A 19,765-nucleotide genomic window follows, 5' to 3' on the forward strand; every position below is an offset into this window, starting at 1 on the left:
TTCAATTATGGGAATGGGTGGGGATATGGATTAAGCTGTTCATACGATAACGGCTGTTTAATAAATCCAAGTTTCATTGGCACTTTAAGGACCCTCTCCAGCCCTTTCACACGGGTCAGGTGATGTCCAAATGTCATCGGTAACATTCCAGGAATTAATACCTTTACACAAAATAATCCGTTTCGTTTGGTTATCGGTGTTGTTTGGTCCACTACAATAACCTCCAGATCTAACCGGTGGAACCTCTGAAGAATCTCCTGAAGATCATCCTTCAAATCAGTATTTGCAGGCGGCTCCTTGAATTCCTCAGCAAACGTACGTAATGGCCGTTGATCATCCAGTAAAAAATTCAGCCGTTCCTCTGCTTCTCGTAATCCGTAAAGCAAACCATGGTCCTCCATGGTACGTACCGCGTACGGGTTCTGTAACATTTGTTCATATTTCTGCTGGTTTGCCTCCAATTTTTCGTCATGCCTAACCATCATTCCAGCAAGCTCGTAAATCGCGCTTTTTACAGCCCTTACAGGATCAGGGTTAGCTCCGGCTGCACAAATGAGGTTTACACCCTTGGATCTTCTGTTTTTTGCCACTGCCCATACGCTTGGAATCGCATGTTCCATTGTCGAATTATAAACATACAGATCATATCCGGCCACTTCCTGGATACGGTCGACCATCAGCTGTAATTCTTTATCGTTAGCTGATCTAAGGTCAAGACGCGGAAGGGGAAGTTTGGCATACCAGGTTAACAAGAATGAATCTCGCTCGACAACCTCCATAATGGCATGGAAAATAGCTTCTTCTAAACTCCCCCCTAAGGCACATCCGTTGGAGGTTTCATAAACAAAGCATTCCCCATAGCCCAAACTGTAATAGGCGAGTAACTCCGGAACCAGTATAGGACGTTCTTGTGAAAGCGAATAGCCCCAGACCCAATTCATTGGGGTATCAGGATGAAACGGTTTAAACGGAAAATGAGGCTTTTCATATTGTTCCTTTTCATGCAGACCTACTCGTGTAGGATTTAGTGCAATTTGCTTTAAATTATGATAACTATCACGAACTACCGTCCTTTTGCCTCGGGGCTCAATCCCGCAATATCGTTCCAACCCCTCTAAAATGGCAGTTAGCTCACTCATTTCATAAGAATTGGATCTGCCAGCGACTCCCTCGTCCGCTTCAAATAACGGCATGTTCACTAAAACATCAGCAAATGGCAGTGTGAAATCTTGGATTTTCCCATTCATGACACCAGTACGGTAATCGAGATAGTCTTTGACTAGTACTGTTTTAAATTCATCCATCGAACGGCAGCGATATCCTTGGCCATTAAATTTAGGGCTAGATTCTAACCTAATTTGGGCTAATTCTGGTGTATCATCAGGTAATGGCCTGCAAATCGGGCACGAGGGATTAGGTAAAAAAAGGTGACTATCATTCGTTAATGTTCTCAAGTTAATAATGAAGACTCTTTCTTCTAAATTGCTGGGTTCTCTTTGAAGAACCCTCTGCACTTCGTTACATATCAAAGCTGCCATTTGTGATAGTCCTGTTCTTGATGCCCATGCATCTTGCATTACACCTTCTCCTGCTGCCATCCTTAGCTGTAACTGCCACATTTCTTTCCGATCGGAGCCAGCTATCAAGCGCCGTATGTCAGCGCAGCAAGAACATCCCGGTGTATCGGGCCGAACTAAAGGACCAATAATTCCCTCCCCAAATGAAACGAAGCCTCGAAGCCACGGAATACCAGTGTTCCTATATTTTTCTTCCGCTTTTTGATGAATGGCTGGATTCCAGGCATCGTGCAATACTAGAGCTAATACTGTTTCTTCGGGAACCTCTTCTAATAGGCTTTGACGCCTTACGAGATAATTGCCGGACAATTGTTCAAAGACATAATCCGCTAATAAACCCTCTCCGTCAATGAGAATATGGGCGGCCATTAGGACTCCTCCTCTCGAACCTTCACACCATACACCCCTGCCAATTCCTGTTTTAAAAAAGGTTCGAACGCAAGATCATAAACGAGTAGGCGTTTGCTGTTTTGGTTCAAAACCTGAATGGAAGATTGTAATAGCTCCAATTGTGTTATTTCTTCACAAGAAGGGATGCCGAGTTTAAATTCCTTTTCTTTCAAAAAAACAGCTGACTCCAATAGCCTTTCGGTTGCATGCACCTGATTTTGTTTATCCAAAAGCGCTTGTTGTAATGCATTCCGTAAAGCCAACGTTATATTTAAACCTGTACTAGTGTAGCGGCGCCCCTGCGACTTTACCGATAATACGGGAAAGCCTAGTATTTCATTTTCTAAACCGATGGTCGGTGCACCATTTAAGGTAGTCAGGGCATTTAAATAAAATCTGCAGCGTTGATCTTCAATTTCTCCCAGTTGTACGCGAAAAATAGGATTCAGTGGATCGTCCTTTTTATTTCTCAATTCTTTCTCTAAATAGGCTTGCAAGCCGCGACAAACTGCCTCTTCAATTGTTTCCCCTGCACCAATGCCGATCAACCTTCCTGGTATGTTTTCACCAGCCGTATCTTTTTGATCACTACATCCCTTGATCAATTGTGAAACATACATTTCAATACCAGTCAGTCCCGCTTCCCTCTTTGCCTCCTCATGTGTAAAACCCGAGCAGACCACCTCTGGCAAGAGGTCTGCCGGTCCCTCTGACACTGGATTAACCGCTTGAACATAGCACTGTGAAAGAGGAAGCTGTTTCAAGTTTCGCTCCTCCCAGGTATGGAAAATCCCTGTTTCTTCCGAAGTTAATAGACTGAAATATTCCAAAAGGTTATTAGAAGGTTCGTTTTTACTCTTTTCTTGCTTTATCCTTACATCAAGATCCTCCACCAGTCTAGGCAAGTCACTTTTATTTGTAACCAATGGATGTGTGATGTATGAAATCCAGTCTCCTTCCAGCGTTTCAAGATTAAGTTTGTAAATTTGGTTATTCTGATTTGACCCGGAAATTCCTGTAGCCCTTTTGAAAAATTCGAATACGGTGACATTGGCCAGAATGGCTCCGGCAGTTGTAGAGAAAGATTGCGGCTGCCGATCTAATTGCAATGATGATTGATGGATTCGGCGCCATGCTGACTCCCAGCATCCTTCTGATTCCGGATGAACCAATGGACCAGAAAGCCCCACCTGGTCTAAACATATGGCAGGAAAAAATACTTTCCCTTGCTCTTTGCAAACCATATTCAGGTTCCTAAGTTCATTTACATTTCCATCCTGAGTGACATATAGAATCCAATCATATGGATGCAAAGCTTCTTCCCAAAAACTCCTTCCGTCCCTTTTTTCAAATAGTACCTGCTCAACCTCCACTTCAGAGTCAACATTGTAGGCATTGCGTACTAACTCATTTATCCGCAATTGATTGGTAGGTACTGAATCGGTCAACATGATATGGAATTTGGGAAGTCCCGATTCAATTAATGCGGCAGCCAGAGAAACCATAAAGGATCCAGAACCGATAGCCAGAACTTTAGCTTGACGGTATTCTTGAAAACGGTACGCACCAGAATCTACAAAGTTTTCGATAAATTCAATTTGTGAAGCATACTTTTCTAGGACTTTGCGATTTAAATCATGTGTCCTATCTTGGCTGACGTCTCGAACAAAGCCATTCTTGTACAACGTTTCTCCAATCTCATATACCCTGTTGCGATACGGCTCCGTTAATCCCTCTGTTAAATCTCCCAATGATTGCTCCCCGTTAAACATCGGCACTAATTTTTCAATCCATTGGTAAATCGTTTTTCCTTCCATTTGGAATGAACTTAAGTTATTTCTAAAATACACACCACCCTCTGAATCTGGTATATAAAATGAATCCCTTTTGACCTTTAAACGTGTGGACGAGTTAAGTTTTGTCATTCAGCTCCTCCTTCATTCTATTCCTGCCTAATTACGCACTATCATTTTATGTACGATTATTTGTCCATTATGATATAACCAAAAAGAAAGTACCTCCTGCGGCACATGTCCATGCAGGGGGCACTTTCTTTTCATAAAATAACTATTTTTTTCTGCGATTCCAAAACAACTAAATAAAACCAATACCGAAACAGCTAAAACCGATACCGAAACCGACACAGCTAAAACCGAAGCAGCCGCCACATCCGCCACATCCGCCACATCCGCCACAACCAAAACAGCCTCCACAACGAAAACCGCCACAACCAAATCCTCCACAACGACCGAAGCCTCCGCAACGACCAAATCCTCCGCAGCGACCACAGCCTCCACAACGACGCATATCACCAAACTGAAGCGCATCTTGGCTCTGATAATCTACAGGAATTAGCTGACCAACTTGGTAATTATCCATCCCCAACATTTGTAAATCATTTTGAAAATTATGCATTTTTTCCTCCCCTTTGTATTTAATAAACAGGTTAGACACCTGGTAAGAGAGTTGAGCGAAGAAATTTGTTTTATAATGAAACCATCAAATAATCCGTGTACTCTCTTCAACAAATTATGTATCTGTTTAGGTGGTTGTGACTGATTTAAGAGCCTATTTCATGCTGAAAGTATCATAAGAAAAGCGGAAGCGCCCTGGTCAGCGGCGTATGGCTAGAAGCGCTCCAACTGAGATAAAGGAAACACGAAGAGCCGGAGGCGATTCGATGTTGACTTATCGTAGGGCGGAGAGCGAAGGACACTAGCCGCTAGGACGCTGGAGTTGGACAATTTTCGAAGATTTTTATACTTTCTTATCTCATAAAAAAAGACACCTTCTTATTTCAGAAAGGTGCCTTTTAGCTAAAAAAGAAAACTATATTGCTGTTTGCTTTTTATTCCCTTGATCAATAAATAATTTCTTGACCTTTACATGTGACGGCAGCAGAGGATGATTGCGAATGATGTTGATCGTTTTTTGTACGCGATCCGTTCCGGCTCTGCCTCCCTGTAACCATTCACTTACCGTACCCTCATGAAATTCCGGCATGGTATTTTTAAAAAGATAATCCAGTGTTTGAATCTTGTCCTGTAATTCTTTGTTTTTATATAGTTTGTTCAGTACATCCCCTGTATTCGTTTGATCATCTTTTGTAGAAACCACAACGATTTCCTCAACATCTTCCTGATACACCGCAATAATGATGTCCCTCATTAAATCGTCGAAGGGATTTGAAATGACCGACTGATAACTTTGCAGGAGAATCATGTTATCCGGATGGACATTGGTTTCTTCTTTAATGAAACGTTCTAATTTATGCTCCATTCCAATCACAAATAGTACTTTTTTCTTTTCATCACTAGACACCAAATCACCCCATTAATAATGTGAATTTTGCTCCTAATAAGTTGCCTGATTCTTTCTTATATGAAAAAAAACGAACAAGTCTCGGACATATCCATTTGTTATCATAATTTGTTTTGCAAGTCACTGGAAAGCTTAAAGACCATGATTCGTTCTCCAGTTTGTGTACTAATATCGGTGTGAAAACTCACTACTTCTTCCCCTGTTATCGTTAAGATAATTTCCTTTAAATCATCCAAACCTGATTCCACTAAACTGTTGCGATGCTCTTTTACTGATAACAATCCTTCTTTATCTTGACATACTGTATATTCAGCAGGAGTTAATATGCCGGTCAATATCACTATCACCATATCTCGGATGATATCTGATTTAACAGATACAGAGCCTCGTCCAAGATAATTTTTCTCCCAATGTGTTAAAGCCTTGCTAATTTCTGCTTCAAGCATTCCTTTTGATTTATCCATACCGATTCCTTTTCCTTTATTCAAAGTTACATTCATAGATAGCCACATTCCCTATCATATTCTAAAAACAATCTTTTCTTCCCATGTGATCACTTGCTTTCGGCAAGCTATGTACCATTGCTATTAAGCCGAAAAAAACAGCCCCTACACCAGCATATATATAACCGGGAAAGAGGTTAAGACCAACTCTCCCAGTGTCCTTCTGCATCAATGGACGCAAGCCGAATCCATCCATTTTTCACTCTTTGCTTAAAGGCATGATCGTGGTCCAATATCCGTTTCACATACTCTCGCGGTGCTTGAATGACCACCAGTAAACGCAGTGGTTCATGATATACCTCTTCATCTGATTTCATTACAGACTGCCAAGGAAGCCCAGTTAATAAGTCACTGGCGTTCCCCTGCATGACCCCAAGACCGGCTGTGACGGTTTGAGTAGTTTTATTTCCGCTGCCATAAAAATGAGGGGCTACAGTTGATGCATAATATTGCAGGTTTATCCATTGAGCTACCGTTGCCGGCCCGGAAATAATATTGGCCAGGATCGCACCGTTTTTATCCTTCTTCCAATTATAATTATTGAGGAAAACTCTTCCGCCCAGATTGCAGCCTTGGGTCAGCCGGCGTTCCCCAATGATAAAGGCAGCGTTACGCGCCAAGCCCCATTCCGGACGCACTTCACTCCAATCCTCTGAGAGACGCTGCGCTTCAGCCTTCGGATTCTTAAGATAGGTTCCAAGATTTGGCAAGTTTACCATCCGTTCGGCATTGGCTTTCTCACTGACACTTGGCAGCGCGGCTTGCACACGATCAAATGCTTCTTTTGCTACATCTGATAGTTCTGGAACATAAAGCCACCGCAATTCATCAAGTGTGGTAATATGCTCGGCAGCCGTAAAAACGGTATCCTTCGGAATGATAATTCCCTCTTTTTCAAGGCTCTTCCTCACGTTTGGAAGATTACATAAGGCTGCCAGCACCCGCGCATTGAATCCACTTGATGCCCCTCCGCATGCGCCGCAGTCGAGTGCGGAATTATATGGATTGTTCGTGCTGTGACTTCCATGTCCGCAAATAACCACTAGTGGTGCAAAGTGATCGGTCAGCCCCATCATTTTTAGAGCTTGCCGTACATAGTTTACTTTTTCTTTCTCTGAAAAGCCCATTGTCAAACCTGTTTCCAATGTATCCGTATGGTCAAGCGAGAGTTCTGTGGATGGTTTGTGCAGCCAGGTTTCATACAGTTTGCTTAATGTCCGTCCTGCACTTCGCGGAACAAAACTGCGTGCCAGCGTTTGCAGACTTAGCCAAGGACCGCTAATCTCTGGCAGTACCATGCTGGAAACCAGATTATGTTTCATTGTTTTAAACGTATCACCCAGTGAGCTGGCCACTTGATGACGTTGTTGAAAGGATTCAGCATCCAGTGAAAGCTCTTTTACTTTATATTGTGGTTTAAACATTACCGGCAAAGAGTTATGCGTATGATTACTGCCCAGCTCACAGGTTTCAATCGGCAATCCGAAAAAGCCTGCTGTTCCAAAAGTCTCAAAATCACCTGCTGTTTCAAGCTTTCGGCGAAAAAGCTCTGATCGCACATCAATACAAAATACAAATTGGGCGAGTGCAGGTTTTACGTGTTCAGCGGCTCCAGCAGGCTGTTGGGATGTAATCATTTTCTTTAATTGGTCTTCATATGTTTTTTCCCATGCTTCAAGCCAAAGCCGATTGCGTAGCATCTTATCAAACCGATAGGCAAGGGTCAAACGAGCCTTTATTTCTGTAGAAGATAATTGGGACCAAGCATCAATTGGCAGGTTCCCCCATTCGGACCAGACTGCAATCAATGGTTCTAAATGAACTCTATCATTTCTTTTTTCAGGCAAAGGAAGAAAGGGTTTAACTAAGGCCCATTCCAGACAAATCCGAACAGCTAAATAATCAAGAAGTAGTGAACTTTCTTCAGTTGATTGCTGTGAGCGCCAAAGCATCATACCACCCCAGCCCGGTAATGCAAGGAAATGTGCTTCAAAATAGTCTTGCATTTCTGAAAAGGGAATTTCGAGTTCGAGCAAAACTTCCATTAAGGCAGCGTTGGCTTCTGACGGCAGTTCACTTAGTTGTTTACGTACCTTACGGCTAAGTGCCGGGTCATGTCGGACTAGTTTCCGCCACGCATGAAAGAAGCCTTCCTCTCGATTGGGCATTGACCAGACCGCCTGGGACTCATTCAAAAACAATTTACACCACTTGATCATATGGCGGTTAAGTTCGTGGGCCCCATTCACCCTTCCCAGCTGTTCCAAGCGCTGGCTATAAGTTTTGGCCGAGTGTTTTTCGGTCATTTGGGCTGTGAAACGGTTTAATTTTCTTGCCATGCTTTTTATCTCAGGTGTTTCCAAAATGCTGGAAGATGGTTGATTCTGTAAAAGCGCAGCCCGGCAGAATTGCTCGGCTGCCTTACGCGGCAAATCCAAAGATTGTGAGTTTAACCAATGTTTAAGTCCTTCTTCTAATAAATCCTGATGAATCTGTCCTCGATCTCGTGCAGACAGAAATACAGAATCATTGGGGTAGATATCTACTTCACAAGTATCCTTAAGCCACCGCGCTGTTTTTTCAAACGTTTGTCCCTCTAAGCCTACCCAAGGGTTGCGTGCTGCAAACGTGGTAATCGGTCCGAGCGGTGCAATGACTCTGCTAGCAGATTTTACTAAATCAATAAGATCAAGGGGTTCGGAAAGCTTTTCCCAATGTAATGATGCTAATGTTGTATTCATCGTAAATGACCTCCTCTAAAGAATGATTGTGTCAAATACTTAGGATGACTTTCGACTAAATTATTTTGAGGCTCACCCAATCGTACAAGCCAAAGATAAATGACAGCATAAGCAGTTGATGAACGATGGCGAGCCAGCCAAACACCAACAATACTTCCGGCCAATAGGATCATCAGGAGCAAAATGGCCGCCGGTGCCTGTGGTTGAATTTCTTTTGGGATGGCATCCTGTAACACATTATAAAAAGTATCATGTACTAAACTGTAAACAAATGCCGCTGCTGTAACCATAAAAAGTCCCGCGATACGCCCGATACGTCCGGAGCCAAAAGCCACGAGCTTGGTCCAGGCTAAAGAAACGGACCATCCTAAGGTAAGAGCGCTTATTAATTGATAACTCTCTCCAGGAGAAGTCATCCAAATACCAAGTGCCACCAGGAGGCCTAAAATACCGCCAGTGATGGTCCATAATAATGACGTTGGCTGGTGCGTCCTAGAAGAAGGCGCCGCATCGTGATGAAGCGCGGAACCAGCCTGTAAGAAAAGGGTTGATTTGAATAGACCATGTAAGACAGCGTGGATAATGGCTGCCAAATATGCACCTAAGGCACATTGGATTAACATGAACCCCATCTGGGCAATCGTAGACCCGACCAGCTGCCGTTTATAATCAACGTGAACGAGCATAATTCCGGTTCCTATGATGACTGAAACACTGGACAATAGAAGCAACACAAGTTGGGCTATATCTCCGCTAAAAAGCGGTGAGAACCGAGTCAGAATTATTCCGCCTGCATTCACTAATCCCGCATGCATTACCGCAGAGACAGGCGTTGGAGCCACTACTGAATCTAACAGCCAGCGGTGGAAAGGCCATTGTGCTGCCGGAATCACGACAGCTAGGATTAGCAGAAGATTAATACAAGTCTTTTCCCATGAATCAAGCTGTGCAAGACTGCTTTGAGTGAAGACGAGCGATAGCTGCCAATGCCCTGTGGCTTGGGTTATCCAAAAGACAGCTCCCATCAGGAACAGCCAGCCTAGTGCAAATAGACGGCCGGATTGCTTGGCTGCGTTTCTAGCCACACTCCACTCTTTTTTTAAGCTTATAAGCATTGTCAGTCCCAAGAGTGTAATCCCCCAGCAAACCAGCAGCAGGCGAAGATCATTACTCAACCAGGCGCCTGAATCAGCAGTAGTAGTAATAGTCAGCAGGGCAAAATATTTTCGATAGGCACGATCTCCGAGTAAGTAACGAACAGAATAACGCTGTACGATAAAACCGATGGTAAGAACAAATAATGCCAGCAGCCATGATAAGGAATCAAACCGCCAAGGTCCATAAATCACGGGCTCACTGTTCGTAACAAGGGCCAAGAGGGCAGTAATCGGAGGCAGTAATGTGATCCCGACGTGAAACCGCACAAAAGACAGAGGAGCCCTTGGGTATAATAGGAATAGCGCGCTGAGCACCGATATTGCAAGTAATACAAAAAATATTTCAGGCAGAGAAGTTAACATTCTAATTCCCCCCATAGATGGTTGGATGCAACCCACATTCCAAAAAAGATGATTTTGACTTTTTTCTTCATTACGCTGCATTCCTATCTGTTTATTTTTTTAAAAACAAAAAAACCGACAATTTTTAAGCATAATGGTCAAAACCATTAAACTTTGAAAATTGTCGGTTTACTTTTAACGGGCCCAGTCAGGCCTTTTAATCGTCTACCTAATAATGTAATATTTTCTTTTTTCCATCCAATAAGGAAGTATATTTACAGTTTACCCTCATTATGATAGATTAACTTTTTCATAGTGCCAATTGATCGTAATTAACCTTATGCTAAAGTAAGCTATATATTGAGAGAATCAATTAAACAATTTATTTATGATAGTAATGTTACTATTTAGCATACATTTTTGTCAAGTTGGAACTTGTTCCAAACTTGCTCAAGGATTCCTTTGTTTGGACATGCACAAATCTGTTATTCCAACGAAATCTTCACAACATCATCCAAATATTTCGTGGTATTATATCCATAAATCTCCAGCCTTTTCGGAATCACTTTTTCTCCAGTGGTTTCATTGTCTAACTTCATGCTTAGAACTGTAAAGAAATAACGAGGTGGCTCGATTGCTTCGTATGGGACAGGCTTATCGTTATCGTATTCCACCCCGTTTTTATCAACGAGTACTCCTTCATTATTCATCTCCATTGAACTAGGTTCATTTTCATCCTCACCCACAATATTGAATTGAAGCGACTCATATGCGCGATTGTCAATTTCATGATTGCTGATGACAACTTGGGTCGGCTGTCCAACTTCCACCTTATCGATGGAGAGGGTGCTGCCTGCATATTCAAAGGTTTGCGGATATTTCTGAGAAGGATCTAAATCGATGGTTTTTGGATCTTCAACCGTTAAAATAATAGATCCGAATTGTATATTCACCTCCTTTGGCTTTTCTCCAAAAAGAGGGTCAAAGTATGTTTGAAAAGTACTAGCATTCATGTCTTGAGATGCATTTAAAAAAGAGCTTCCATACAGATCAGCTTTCACTTTTTTATTGTTCACTTCTAGATTTGCAAAATTTAGAACTTCTATGCGTTTTTCTGACTGGTCATTATAAATACTAGAATGTAACATCGTCGCTGTTGGAGCAATGATTAATTTATCAAATCGAACAGGGATTCCCTCGACTTCTGTTTCTTCATCCAATGCATATTCGACGGAAGGTTGTTTTGTTACAGGGATCTCGAAGTTCCACTCCCCCGTTTCATATTCCACTTCCTCGTCAGTCCTAAAGCCATTCTGATCAGAGGAATTATGAATCAATTTCAGAAGCTTTGTGACCTTTAATTTAATTGTCCCTTCATTCTTGGAGAGTGGCTGCAGACTAATCTTCCCTTGATACACGTTCTTTTTTTGGTTTTTTCCATCCGATTCAAGGTTAGGAGGATCGTAAAGTAAATTTGCTTCACGGTTCATGATTTCATATTCGTTTTCTACATCAACTCCATCATGAACATTCATCACATATTGATTGTCTTCCTCTGTATCTTCTATTTCATAAAAAACAAGCGTCTGAACCTCATCAGCAATCGCACTCCTGATTTTTATTTTTACCCCATTGCTTTCCGCTTCCAGGTTCAGCCTTTCACCTAGGTCCTGTTGCAGAAAGGCACGCAATTCGTGATCTTCTTCTGTCCATGTATAGTAAAGGTTGTTAAATGCTCCCGTAAAAAACTCGATACCGAATAATAATGCGAATACACCCGCAAAGACAAGTCCCGTCCTTTTACGTTTCTTGTTCTTCTGTTGTCTGTGCTTTTCCTTTTCTGCCAGCCTATCTTTGACGGTCTCCATAAAACCAACTGGTACATGCCAATGTTCCATCCTATCAGTAAGATTTAACATGGTTAACATGACATCCTGAAAGGCTGCCAAATCCTCTTGACAGTGTTGACAATGATAAATATGTTTCTCTAAATCAATCTTTTTCGAACGCTCCAAGGTTCTTTCTAAGTAATCGATATAATCCTTATGATACTCCTTACAGCCATTAAAGGTTGATCCGTACCCCATTTCTTTTCTAAGGGACTGGATTCCGGAAAACAAAAGCTCTTTCATCTTTTCCACTGAAACTTGGAGAAGATGGGCCGCTTCCTCCTTAGAGATTCCTTTTATATATGTAAGAACCATCGCATCTTTCTCGGACTCTTTCAATTGATCAAGCGCTTTAAATAAATCCTGACGTGGTTCATTTTCCTGTGAAGCTAGTAAACTTTTATCACCAGAAAGCTCCCGGCACGTATGTATGAAAATCGAGGTAACCCACGTGTCGAATGATGTTTCACTTTTAAATCGACCTAATTCCTTGTGGACTTTTATAATGGAGCGGTAAAAAAGCTCTTCCATTTGCGGCTGATTATTAAGATAGGACCAACCAAGTGCATAGAACGTTTGTTTATGCTGTTCGAACCAATTGATGATGGATTCCATGCCTTTTTCTCTTATCGTAGTGATTGAAATGGAATCTATTTTTGCTGGGATCATAAATGTGTTTCCCCCCTTTAACATTCTCTTTATCCCTAATGGTAGAAAAAGCCCATTCTATTGAATGGGCTTTACACTTATATTAACATTAGATAGGCTGCACAATCCACATGTCCCCAGCGTATATACGTGGGATTCGAATTTTTTGGTATGCTTTAAATGCTTCTTCGTATGAATTATGTTCTTTTAATTTCCCATCCAAAACAAACCCATCTTCGAGTGCTTGAACGCCGTCTTAAGCTACATATTGAAACATGGCATGTAAAGTTCCCCATGACGAACAGGATATTGTACTAAGTGTAGGTTTGGTCCAATCCACTTGGACCGTTTTGACTTAGAACAAGAGCAATTGTTTGAAGAAAATAACGGCTACCAAAAAATTACTGGTGAATTTAAAGCAGACTTCCGTTAATAGATTTGGACATTCATATTGTTAATGTTAAATAAGAGTAGATCTTAGATTCTACAACACGAAGCGCTTGGTTCAGTACCAAGCGTTTTGTGCTGTGCTGTAGTGGGTATGCAATTTACGAATGACACTCAATGTAATCTTACTCCTGATTCTTTCGTACTTTTTTCGTTTCATCTTTTTAGTATAGAAAAAGGAGATTCACAGTTTTCTCCTATTCCATACTAAAAAACTCCACATTATTTTGTATAATTATCTTAAGTAAATTCAGAAGAGAAATTGAAAATGGATTTCTTTCAGTACAAGTAAAGGGATGTTAATAACACTATGAGCCAAAACGTAAAAACTTAGAATCAGAAGGCATCAAAATATTTTGGAAACCGGAACTTTGTCAACATGCGGGTGAATGTGTAAGAGGACTTTCAAATGTATTCAATATAAATAATAAACCTTGGATTTCCCCGCAAAACGCAACACCTGAAAAAATCATGAAAACGATTGATCGATGTCCAATCAAAGCCCTTAGTTATCAACAAATAAACAAGCAGAAGTAAAAAGGAAGGTGAATGTTGAAATGACAGAAATAAAGTCTGGTAAAAATGAATTTTATATTGAAGAGTCTGGTGAAATTATTGCTAGAATTCAATTTATCCCTAGTGGAACAGATGTAAATGGAAGAGATTTAATCATTGTGAATCATACCGTAGTTAACAAAGGACACGAAGGCAGGGGATTAGGGAAAAAATTAGTAAACAGAATTGTAGAATATGCAAAAGACGAAAATAAATATATTATACCTTTATGCCCCTTTGCTAGAGGTATAATTGAAGGTAAAAAAGAGTATCATTCTGTTCTTGCGAATTAAGTGGACTGCTTTTGTATGCAAATAAGCCAATGATATTAAATTTCTTATGGTAGAAAAAGCCCATTCTATTGAATGGGCTTTACACTTATATTAACATTAGATAGGCTGCACAATCCACATGTCCCGAGCGTATGCGGCACCTCTGTGATGGTGAGTCACCGTTTATTTGTTCTATGTGAATCCAAGTATAGCGTGCTTATTGAACTTTTTCTAAATGACGAACAAGTTGCCCGTAATGACCCACAACGTGTTGAACGATTAAATGGTCGACTAAAAATGATAACGGTTTTCCATCAAAGTTTGGATTATAACTTGGAGCTGTTTTTACGAGATCCTCTTCTTTAACTTTTACAAGTGCTGCCTCTACTTTCGGAACTAAGTTTTGTAGGGCAGATATAGCATCATCTTTCTTAATACGGGATACAACATTTTCATCTACTGCAGCTAAACGACGCACATGTTCATGATTACGGCCCCATTTTGCACCTGGAACCACTAGCAGCGCTTCCAAATCTGCAACCCAAAAGTCGACAGCTTCTAAAATATGAGAAACAATCTGCATTGCAGACCATTCTTTTTCAGAAGGTTTAACATAAAGTGTCGCCTCTTCAGTATTTTTCAATACCGCTACAATATCATCTATATTCTTTTTAAACACTACCAATTTTTCATTAAGTACTGCTGTTGCCATAGTTTACGCCCTCCTTCAAATTACATCATACATACATTTAAAAAGTGCGTTAGAGTTAGCTCTAACGCGTTTTTTAAATTAGCAATCTACACGTTGGTAATTTTTTTTGAAATAACCATATAGGAAATCAACAACATTGTAATCAGTTGGTTTGTGCTGTTCGAAAATAAAGTTGCGAAGTGAAAGTGTAGTTGGATCCTCCGCGTGAATAATTTCGCCCCATCTGCGTGCTGATGATTGTACCATTGCAGAACGTGGGATTCGAATTTCTTGGTATGCTTTAAATGCTTCTTCGTATGAATTATGTTCTTTTAATTTCTCACCCAAAACAAACCCATCTTCGAGTGCTTGAACGCCGCCTTGAGCTAAATATTGAAGCATGGCATGACCAGAATCTCCTAATAGCGTAATTTTGCCTTTTGTCCAATTGTCGATTGGTTCACGGTCATACATTTGCCAACGGAATTGACGGTTAATGTATGTTAAAGCGTTTTCAACTTTTGGATGACAATTTTCAAAACGACGTGCCATTTCTTCTGGGGTTCCCCAGTCTTCTACAGTAGCATCATAGGATTTAAAAACGACAACTTGGTTGTAAAGTTCTCCACGACGAACTGGGTATTGTACCATGTGCAGGTTTGGTCCAATCCACATGATTACATCATCTAGGTCTAAGTTTGCGTTAGTAGACACTTCTTCAATTGGAATCGTTCCACGGTAAGCTACATACGCAGAGTTTACTGGGTTGTCCTCAATCAACAGCTTACGCATGTTTGATTTTACCCCATCTGCCCCAATAACTGCTTCTGCACTAAACGTTTCACCATTTTGATTGACAATTGTTACAGTATCACCATTTTGTTCGGCCGTTTGAATCGCTTGGTTTGTAAAAAATTTGATATTACCGTGTTTTTGACATGCTTCATAAAGTACTCTGTGTAGGTCAGAGCGATGCAATACGATATAGGGTTGACCGAATTCCTTTTGGAAACCCTCCCCTAAATCAAGAGTTGCTAATTCCTTTGCCGTATAAACATCTTTTAGGACAAGACGTTTTGGTATTACCGCATATTTTAAAATTTCTTCCTTTACACCTAAACGATCTAAAACTTCTAATGCATTTGGTGCTAACTGAATACCAGCACCTACTTCTCCAAATTCAGGAGCTTGTTCAAACACTGCTACTGATTTACCAGTTTCTTGGATTGATAGTGCAGCTGCTAAACCACCGATTCCTCCACCAACCACTATGATATCGCTTACATTAACCATTGACAATTCCTCCTCGGTTGAGTTATTATCTTCCACAAATAGAGAACTTTGTTACCTGATAAGAAAACTTTAAATCATTTTTCACTATTTAGTCAACATAAAAATTTAAAAATTTAGAAATTTCTTTTAACCAATTTTTCTGCTTTACGATCCAAAATCAACTGAAAATAGGGTGATCCTTATGACAACTGAAACTAAAACTATCGGTATACAGTCATTACAGATTGGGTTAAACATATTAGAAATCTTAGCAATGGAAAAAGAACCTCTAAAGTTTACTGATATTCAAAACCTAACCTCTATGACAAAAAGTAATTTATATAAATATTTGGCAACACTATGCCAATTTGGATTAATCTATCGTCATCCTCATACAAACATGTATACTCTTGGACATAAATTAGTACAGTTAGGAAATGTTGCATTAGGACAATCTTCTTTAATTGAAGTGGTTATTCCATATTTCAAAAAGATCACGGAGAAGACGAACCTTACCGTACTACTGGCTGTGCCTTCACTAAAAGGTCCATTAATCTCATATATTTTAAGTGCAGATTATGGAATAAATATCGGTGCTCAAATGGGGACACACTTGCCGCTCTCCTCCTCTACTGGCATCGTTTTTTCTGCTTTTGAAAAGAATTTCCTTATGAAAGATTGGGAAGATGAAGAATTATCGAAGGTCACTGAAAGCGATTTACACGAATTACAAAGTGAAATTAAAAAAACAAGAGGGGTGTATTTTGCCTCAAAAACTGAACCTTTAATAAAGCATGTCTCTTCCTTCAGTGTCCCGATATTAAATTTCAACAATGAACTACTCGGTGCCATTACTGTCGTTGGTATTACTGAGACAGTACCAACATCGGCTGACCATCCGATTGGACAATACGTTCTCCATGTCGCCAAGGAAATTTCAGCGTATTTTGGTTTTAAAAAATAAATTTCTGAAAACAAATAATATTGACAATCTTTTTGAATTAACTTAAAATTTTTATAAATAGTGAACTAATTTCATAATTAGTGAAATTGAGGAGGACAACACAATGAAACTTATTAATTTTACAGTGGCTGGCCATACACGTGCAGGGGCAATCGTAGGTAACAAAGTCATCGACTTAAACTATGCCTGCCAAGCACGCTTAAAAGCAGAAGGAAAATACCGATATGAAGCAATCGCAAATGCATATGTGCCAGATAATACAGATGAGTTATACCAAGGTGGTAAAGAATCGTTAAAGCTAGCGCAAAATGCAATCGATTTCATTTTAGCTAATCCTGAAAGCTTTGATAAAAAAGTGATTTATGACCGCGAGGAAGTTAAGGTAGAAGCACCTGTCGGGCGTCCTGGCAAAATTATTTGTGTTGGTCACAACTACCGTGAGCATATTTTAGAAATGGGTCGTGAGCTCCCTTCAAACCCAGTTATTTTTGCAAAATTTGCGAATACCATTTTAGGGCCTGAGGACGATATTCCACACTATCCAATTTCTGATCAACTTGACTATGAAGCAGAGTTTACATTTGTGGTTGGCAAACAAGCCCGCAATGTTTCCGAAGAAGAGGCATTAGACTATGTAGCAGGTTATACCATTACAAATGACGTCACCTATCGAGATATTCAACGCCGCACGCTTCAATGGTTACAAGGAAAAACTGTAGATGGCACTGCACCTATGGGACCTTATTTAGTAACTTCCGATGAATTAGAAAATCCATCTGGCTTAGATGTTGTCCTAAAAGTAAATGGGGAGGTACGCCAAAAAACGAATACTGCCAATCTAGTATTCTCAGTTCAAAAATTAGTCGCTTTCTTATCCAATTTAATGACGTTAGAGCCAGGAGATGTTGTGTTAACAGGAACTCCTGGGGGCGTGGGATTTGCTATGAATCCTCAGCAATTCTTAAAAGATGGAGACGTAGTTCGTATTGAGATCGACCAAATTGGTGCGCTTGAAAATAAGGTAAAAACAACAGAAGTGGCAGCAACTGTTTAATTAGGGTTTACAAGGGGTCGAGCAGCATATACGCTGCTCCCCTTTTCTCTATAAAATTTGAATAGTAAAGGGGAATGTGAAATGGCTGAAGTAAATCCAGAAGTACAAGAGTTTATGAAAAGTTCAATTGTAACCGATTACACAAAAGATATTCAACAATACAACTTAGGACCTCTTTGGGAAGCAATTCCTGCCATTATGCACAAAACACCAAAGCCTCAAGCACAGGCATATCTTTGGAGCGATGAATTAATCAAAAAGAAAATGGCTGAGGCTGCTCAAATCTTCACACCAGAACGTGGCGGCGAACGTCGTGCTATTTATTTCCAAAATCCCGGCTTAACTTATCGTGAACCTTGGGGATGGGGATCTACTACCCAAACGATTTATGCAGCGGTGCAAATGTTATTGCCTGGTGAAAAAGCGCCATCTCACCGTCACTCACAAAGTGCATTGCGCTTCATTTCTGAAGGTTCAGGTGCTTACACGATTGTACAGGGTGAGCGTATTTTCATGGAAGAAGGCGACTTTTTAATTACTCCAAAGAACTTATGGCATGGGCATGCCCATTTAGGGACAGAGCCTATGTATTGGATGGATGCTTTAGACATTCCTACTATTTACGCAATCGGCGGTACATTCTTCGAACCTTATGAAGATGGATTACAAGAGCCAGATATACCAGATAATTTCTCAGAGAGACGTTATCGCGGCGGCATGGTTCGTCCTGTAGGTGATGATAAATTCACCGTTGCTCCACTTGCTAATTATAAATGGGATCGCACGGTAGAAGGGATTAAAGGCTTGATGGAATTCGATCCAAATCCACACCATGGATATGCAGTCGAGTACATTAACCCATCTACAGGTAAATCGGCTAACCCGACGCTTGGCACTAGAATGCAGCATTTGCCGCATGGTTTCAAAACTAAGGCATTACGCCATACCCACTCAACTGTGTACCAAGTACACAAAGGTTCAGGTTCCTCAGTCATTAATGGCATTCGCTTTGATTGGAAAAAAGGCGATTACTTCGTTGTGCCAAACTGGGCTTGGTATGAACACTCAGCATCAGAGGACTCTTACCTATTCTCTGTAAACGATTTACCAATTATGGACCGATTCGACTTAGAACAAGAGCAATCGTTTGAAGAAAATAACGGCCACCAAAAGGTTACTGGTGAATTTAAAGCAGACTTCCGCTAATAGATTGGGACATTCATATTTTTAATGTTAAATAAGGATAGATCTTAAGATTATACAGCACGAAACGCTTGGTTCATTACCAAGCGTTTCGTGCTGTAGAGGAGGATGCCATTTTCGAATGACTTCACTGTTTGTAAAATTTAGACCCTTAGCGAGCCACGGAAACCTCTGGCAGCATAGTAGGATTCTGCTCCATTGTGGTACACAAAGACAGTGTCGTAGCGGCGATCACAAAAGATGGCCCCGCCAAGTTTTCTAATATTAGCAGGCGTTTTCACCCAGCTTGATGTTTTAGTATCAAAATTTCCATGTTTCTGCAGCTCCCGGTATTGTTCTTCCGATAAAATCTCAATGCCCATGTCAGCAGCCATATCTATAGCAGTGTTTTGTGGTTTGTGTTGTTTCCTTGACTCCAGCGCTTCACGGTCGTAACAAACACTTCTGCGGCCTTTCGGACTTTCCGCGGAACAATCATAAAAAATGTATTCGCCTGACTCTTTATCATGAACAATCACATCCGGTTCACCGCCGGTTCTTTCCATTTCATGAAGCGACCACAAATTTTCAGGATTCGTTTCTAGCTTTGCTTGTACTTCAGCCCATTCAAGTCCTTGATGGCGATTCATATTTTTCTCAAAACGGACTTTCAATATTCCAAGTATTTCATTATGTTGTTCTGGTGACAACTTCCTTATTTCATTATTCATACTAAACCTCCTTTTATGATGTAAAAAGT

At 40.6% G+C, this 19,765-nt stretch carries 16 protein-coding genes; 5 read left to right on the forward strand and 11 right to left on the reverse strand.

All coding sequences use genetic code 11. From position 1 onward, the window contains the following. Window positions 1–5 precede the first annotated feature (5 nt). From AC3ANL_RS24190 to AC3ANL_RS24225, 8 genes are all read right to left on the reverse strand, one after another. On the reverse strand, window positions 6–1,946 hold the full coding sequence (locus tag AC3ANL_RS24190; protein ID WP_488326859.1) for a TOMM precursor leader peptide-binding protein: 1,941 nt from the start codon (window positions 1,944–1,946) through the stop codon (window positions 6–8). Continuing rightward, window positions 1,946–3,892 carry a putative thiazole-containing bacteriocin maturation protein gene (locus AC3ANL_RS24195; protein ID WP_488326860.1) on the reverse strand — a complete coding sequence of 649 codons (1,947 nt, stop codon included), beginning with the start codon at window positions 3,890–3,892 and terminating at the stop codon, window positions 1,946–1,948. Before AC3ANL_RS24195 ends, AC3ANL_RS24190 begins: the two co-directional genes overlap by 1 nt. A gap of 169 nt (window positions 3,893–4,061) precedes the next feature. After that, a complete protein-coding gene (locus tag AC3ANL_RS24200) occupies window positions 4,062–4,382 on the reverse strand; it encodes a heterocycloanthracin/sonorensin family bacteriocin (RefSeq protein WP_488326861.1) in 321 nt (106 codons plus the stop codon). Between the two features lie 414 nt (window positions 4,383–4,796). Continuing rightward, window positions 4,797–5,288 carry a carbonic anhydrase gene (locus AC3ANL_RS24205; RefSeq protein ID WP_488326862.1) on the reverse strand — a complete coding sequence of 164 codons (492 nt, stop codon included), beginning with the start codon at window positions 5,286–5,288 and terminating at the stop codon, window positions 4,797–4,799. A 101-nt stretch (window positions 5,289–5,389) separates the two neighbouring features. Further along, complete coding sequence (locus AC3ANL_RS24210) at window positions 5,390–5,752, reverse strand: Na-translocating system protein MpsC family protein (RefSeq protein WP_488329823.1); 363 nt, start codon at window positions 5,750–5,752, stop codon at window positions 5,390–5,392. Between the two features lie 176 nt (window positions 5,753–5,928). After that, window positions 5,929–8,532 carry a DUF2309 domain-containing protein gene (locus AC3ANL_RS24215; protein ID WP_488326863.1) on the reverse strand — a complete coding sequence of 868 codons (2,604 nt, stop codon included), beginning with the start codon at window positions 8,530–8,532 and terminating at the stop codon, window positions 5,929–5,931. Then, window positions 8,529–10,052, reverse strand: coding sequence for an NADH dehydrogenase subunit 5 (locus AC3ANL_RS24220; RefSeq protein ID WP_488326864.1), 1,524 nt, complete (start codon window positions 10,050–10,052; stop codon window positions 8,529–8,531). The genes AC3ANL_RS24215 and AC3ANL_RS24220 overlap by 4 nt, the downstream gene beginning before the upstream one ends. Before the next feature lie 464 nt (window positions 10,053–10,516). Continuing rightward, entirely contained in the window at window positions 10,517–12,589 is a 2,073-nt protein-coding gene (locus tag AC3ANL_RS24225) for a sigma-70 family RNA polymerase sigma factor (RefSeq protein WP_488326865.1), read from the reverse strand. Window positions 12,590–13,366: 777 nt separating this feature from the next. Here AC3ANL_RS24225 and AC3ANL_RS24230 point away from each other — a divergent pair. Both AC3ANL_RS24230 and AC3ANL_RS24235 read left to right on the forward strand, forming a co-directional pair. Next, window positions 13,367–13,552: a (4Fe-4S)-binding protein gene (locus AC3ANL_RS24230; RefSeq protein ID WP_488329824.1), complete on the forward strand. Its 186-nt coding sequence runs from the start codon at window positions 13,367–13,369 to the stop codon at window positions 13,550–13,552. A gap of 20 nt (window positions 13,553–13,572) precedes the next feature. Further along, window positions 13,573–13,863: a GNAT family N-acetyltransferase gene (locus AC3ANL_RS24235; RefSeq protein WP_488326866.1), complete on the forward strand. Its 291-nt coding sequence runs from the start codon at window positions 13,573–13,575 to the stop codon at window positions 13,861–13,863. A 196-nt stretch (window positions 13,864–14,059) separates the two neighbouring features. Here the strand turns inward: AC3ANL_RS24235 and AC3ANL_RS24240 are convergent, their stop codons facing one another. Beyond that, window positions 14,060–14,554, reverse strand: coding sequence for a DinB family protein (locus AC3ANL_RS24240; RefSeq protein ID WP_488326867.1), 495 nt, complete (start codon window positions 14,552–14,554; stop codon window positions 14,060–14,062). A gap of 78 nt (window positions 14,555–14,632) precedes the next feature. Next, window positions 14,633–15,826 carry an FAD-dependent monooxygenase gene (locus AC3ANL_RS24245; RefSeq protein WP_488326868.1) on the reverse strand — a complete coding sequence of 398 codons (1,194 nt, stop codon included), beginning with the start codon at window positions 15,824–15,826 and terminating at the stop codon, window positions 14,633–14,635. A gap of 181 nt (window positions 15,827–16,007) precedes the next feature. Here AC3ANL_RS24245 and AC3ANL_RS24250 point away from each other — a divergent pair, with 181 nt between their 5' ends. The 3 genes from AC3ANL_RS24250 (at window position 16,008) to AC3ANL_RS24260 (ending at window position 19,029) form a co-directional block, all read left to right on the forward strand. Next, complete coding sequence (locus tag AC3ANL_RS24250) at window positions 16,008–16,769, forward strand: IclR family transcriptional regulator (RefSeq protein ID WP_488326869.1); 762 nt, start codon at window positions 16,008–16,010, stop codon at window positions 16,767–16,769. A 103-nt stretch (window positions 16,770–16,872) separates the two neighbouring features. Continuing rightward, window positions 16,873–17,823 (forward strand): fumarylacetoacetate hydrolase family protein, encoded by a 951-nt coding sequence (locus tag AC3ANL_RS24255; protein WP_488326870.1) that lies wholly within the window; start codon window positions 16,873–16,875, stop codon window positions 17,821–17,823. Window positions 17,824–17,904: 81 nt separating this feature from the next. Then, window positions 17,905–19,029, forward strand: coding sequence for a cupin domain-containing protein (locus AC3ANL_RS24260; protein WP_488326871.1), 1,125 nt, complete (start codon window positions 17,905–17,907; stop codon window positions 19,027–19,029). A 140-nt stretch (window positions 19,030–19,169) separates the two neighbouring features. On the opposite strand, the gene AC3ANL_RS24265 is transcribed toward AC3ANL_RS24260, so the two are convergent. Beyond that, window positions 19,170–19,736: a DUF4256 domain-containing protein gene (locus AC3ANL_RS24265; RefSeq protein WP_488326872.1), complete on the reverse strand. Its 567-nt coding sequence runs from the start codon at window positions 19,734–19,736 to the stop codon at window positions 19,170–19,172. Between the last annotated feature and the right edge of the window lie 29 nt (window positions 19,737–19,765).

The organism is Neobacillus sp. DHD-1R (assembly GCF_057747995.1).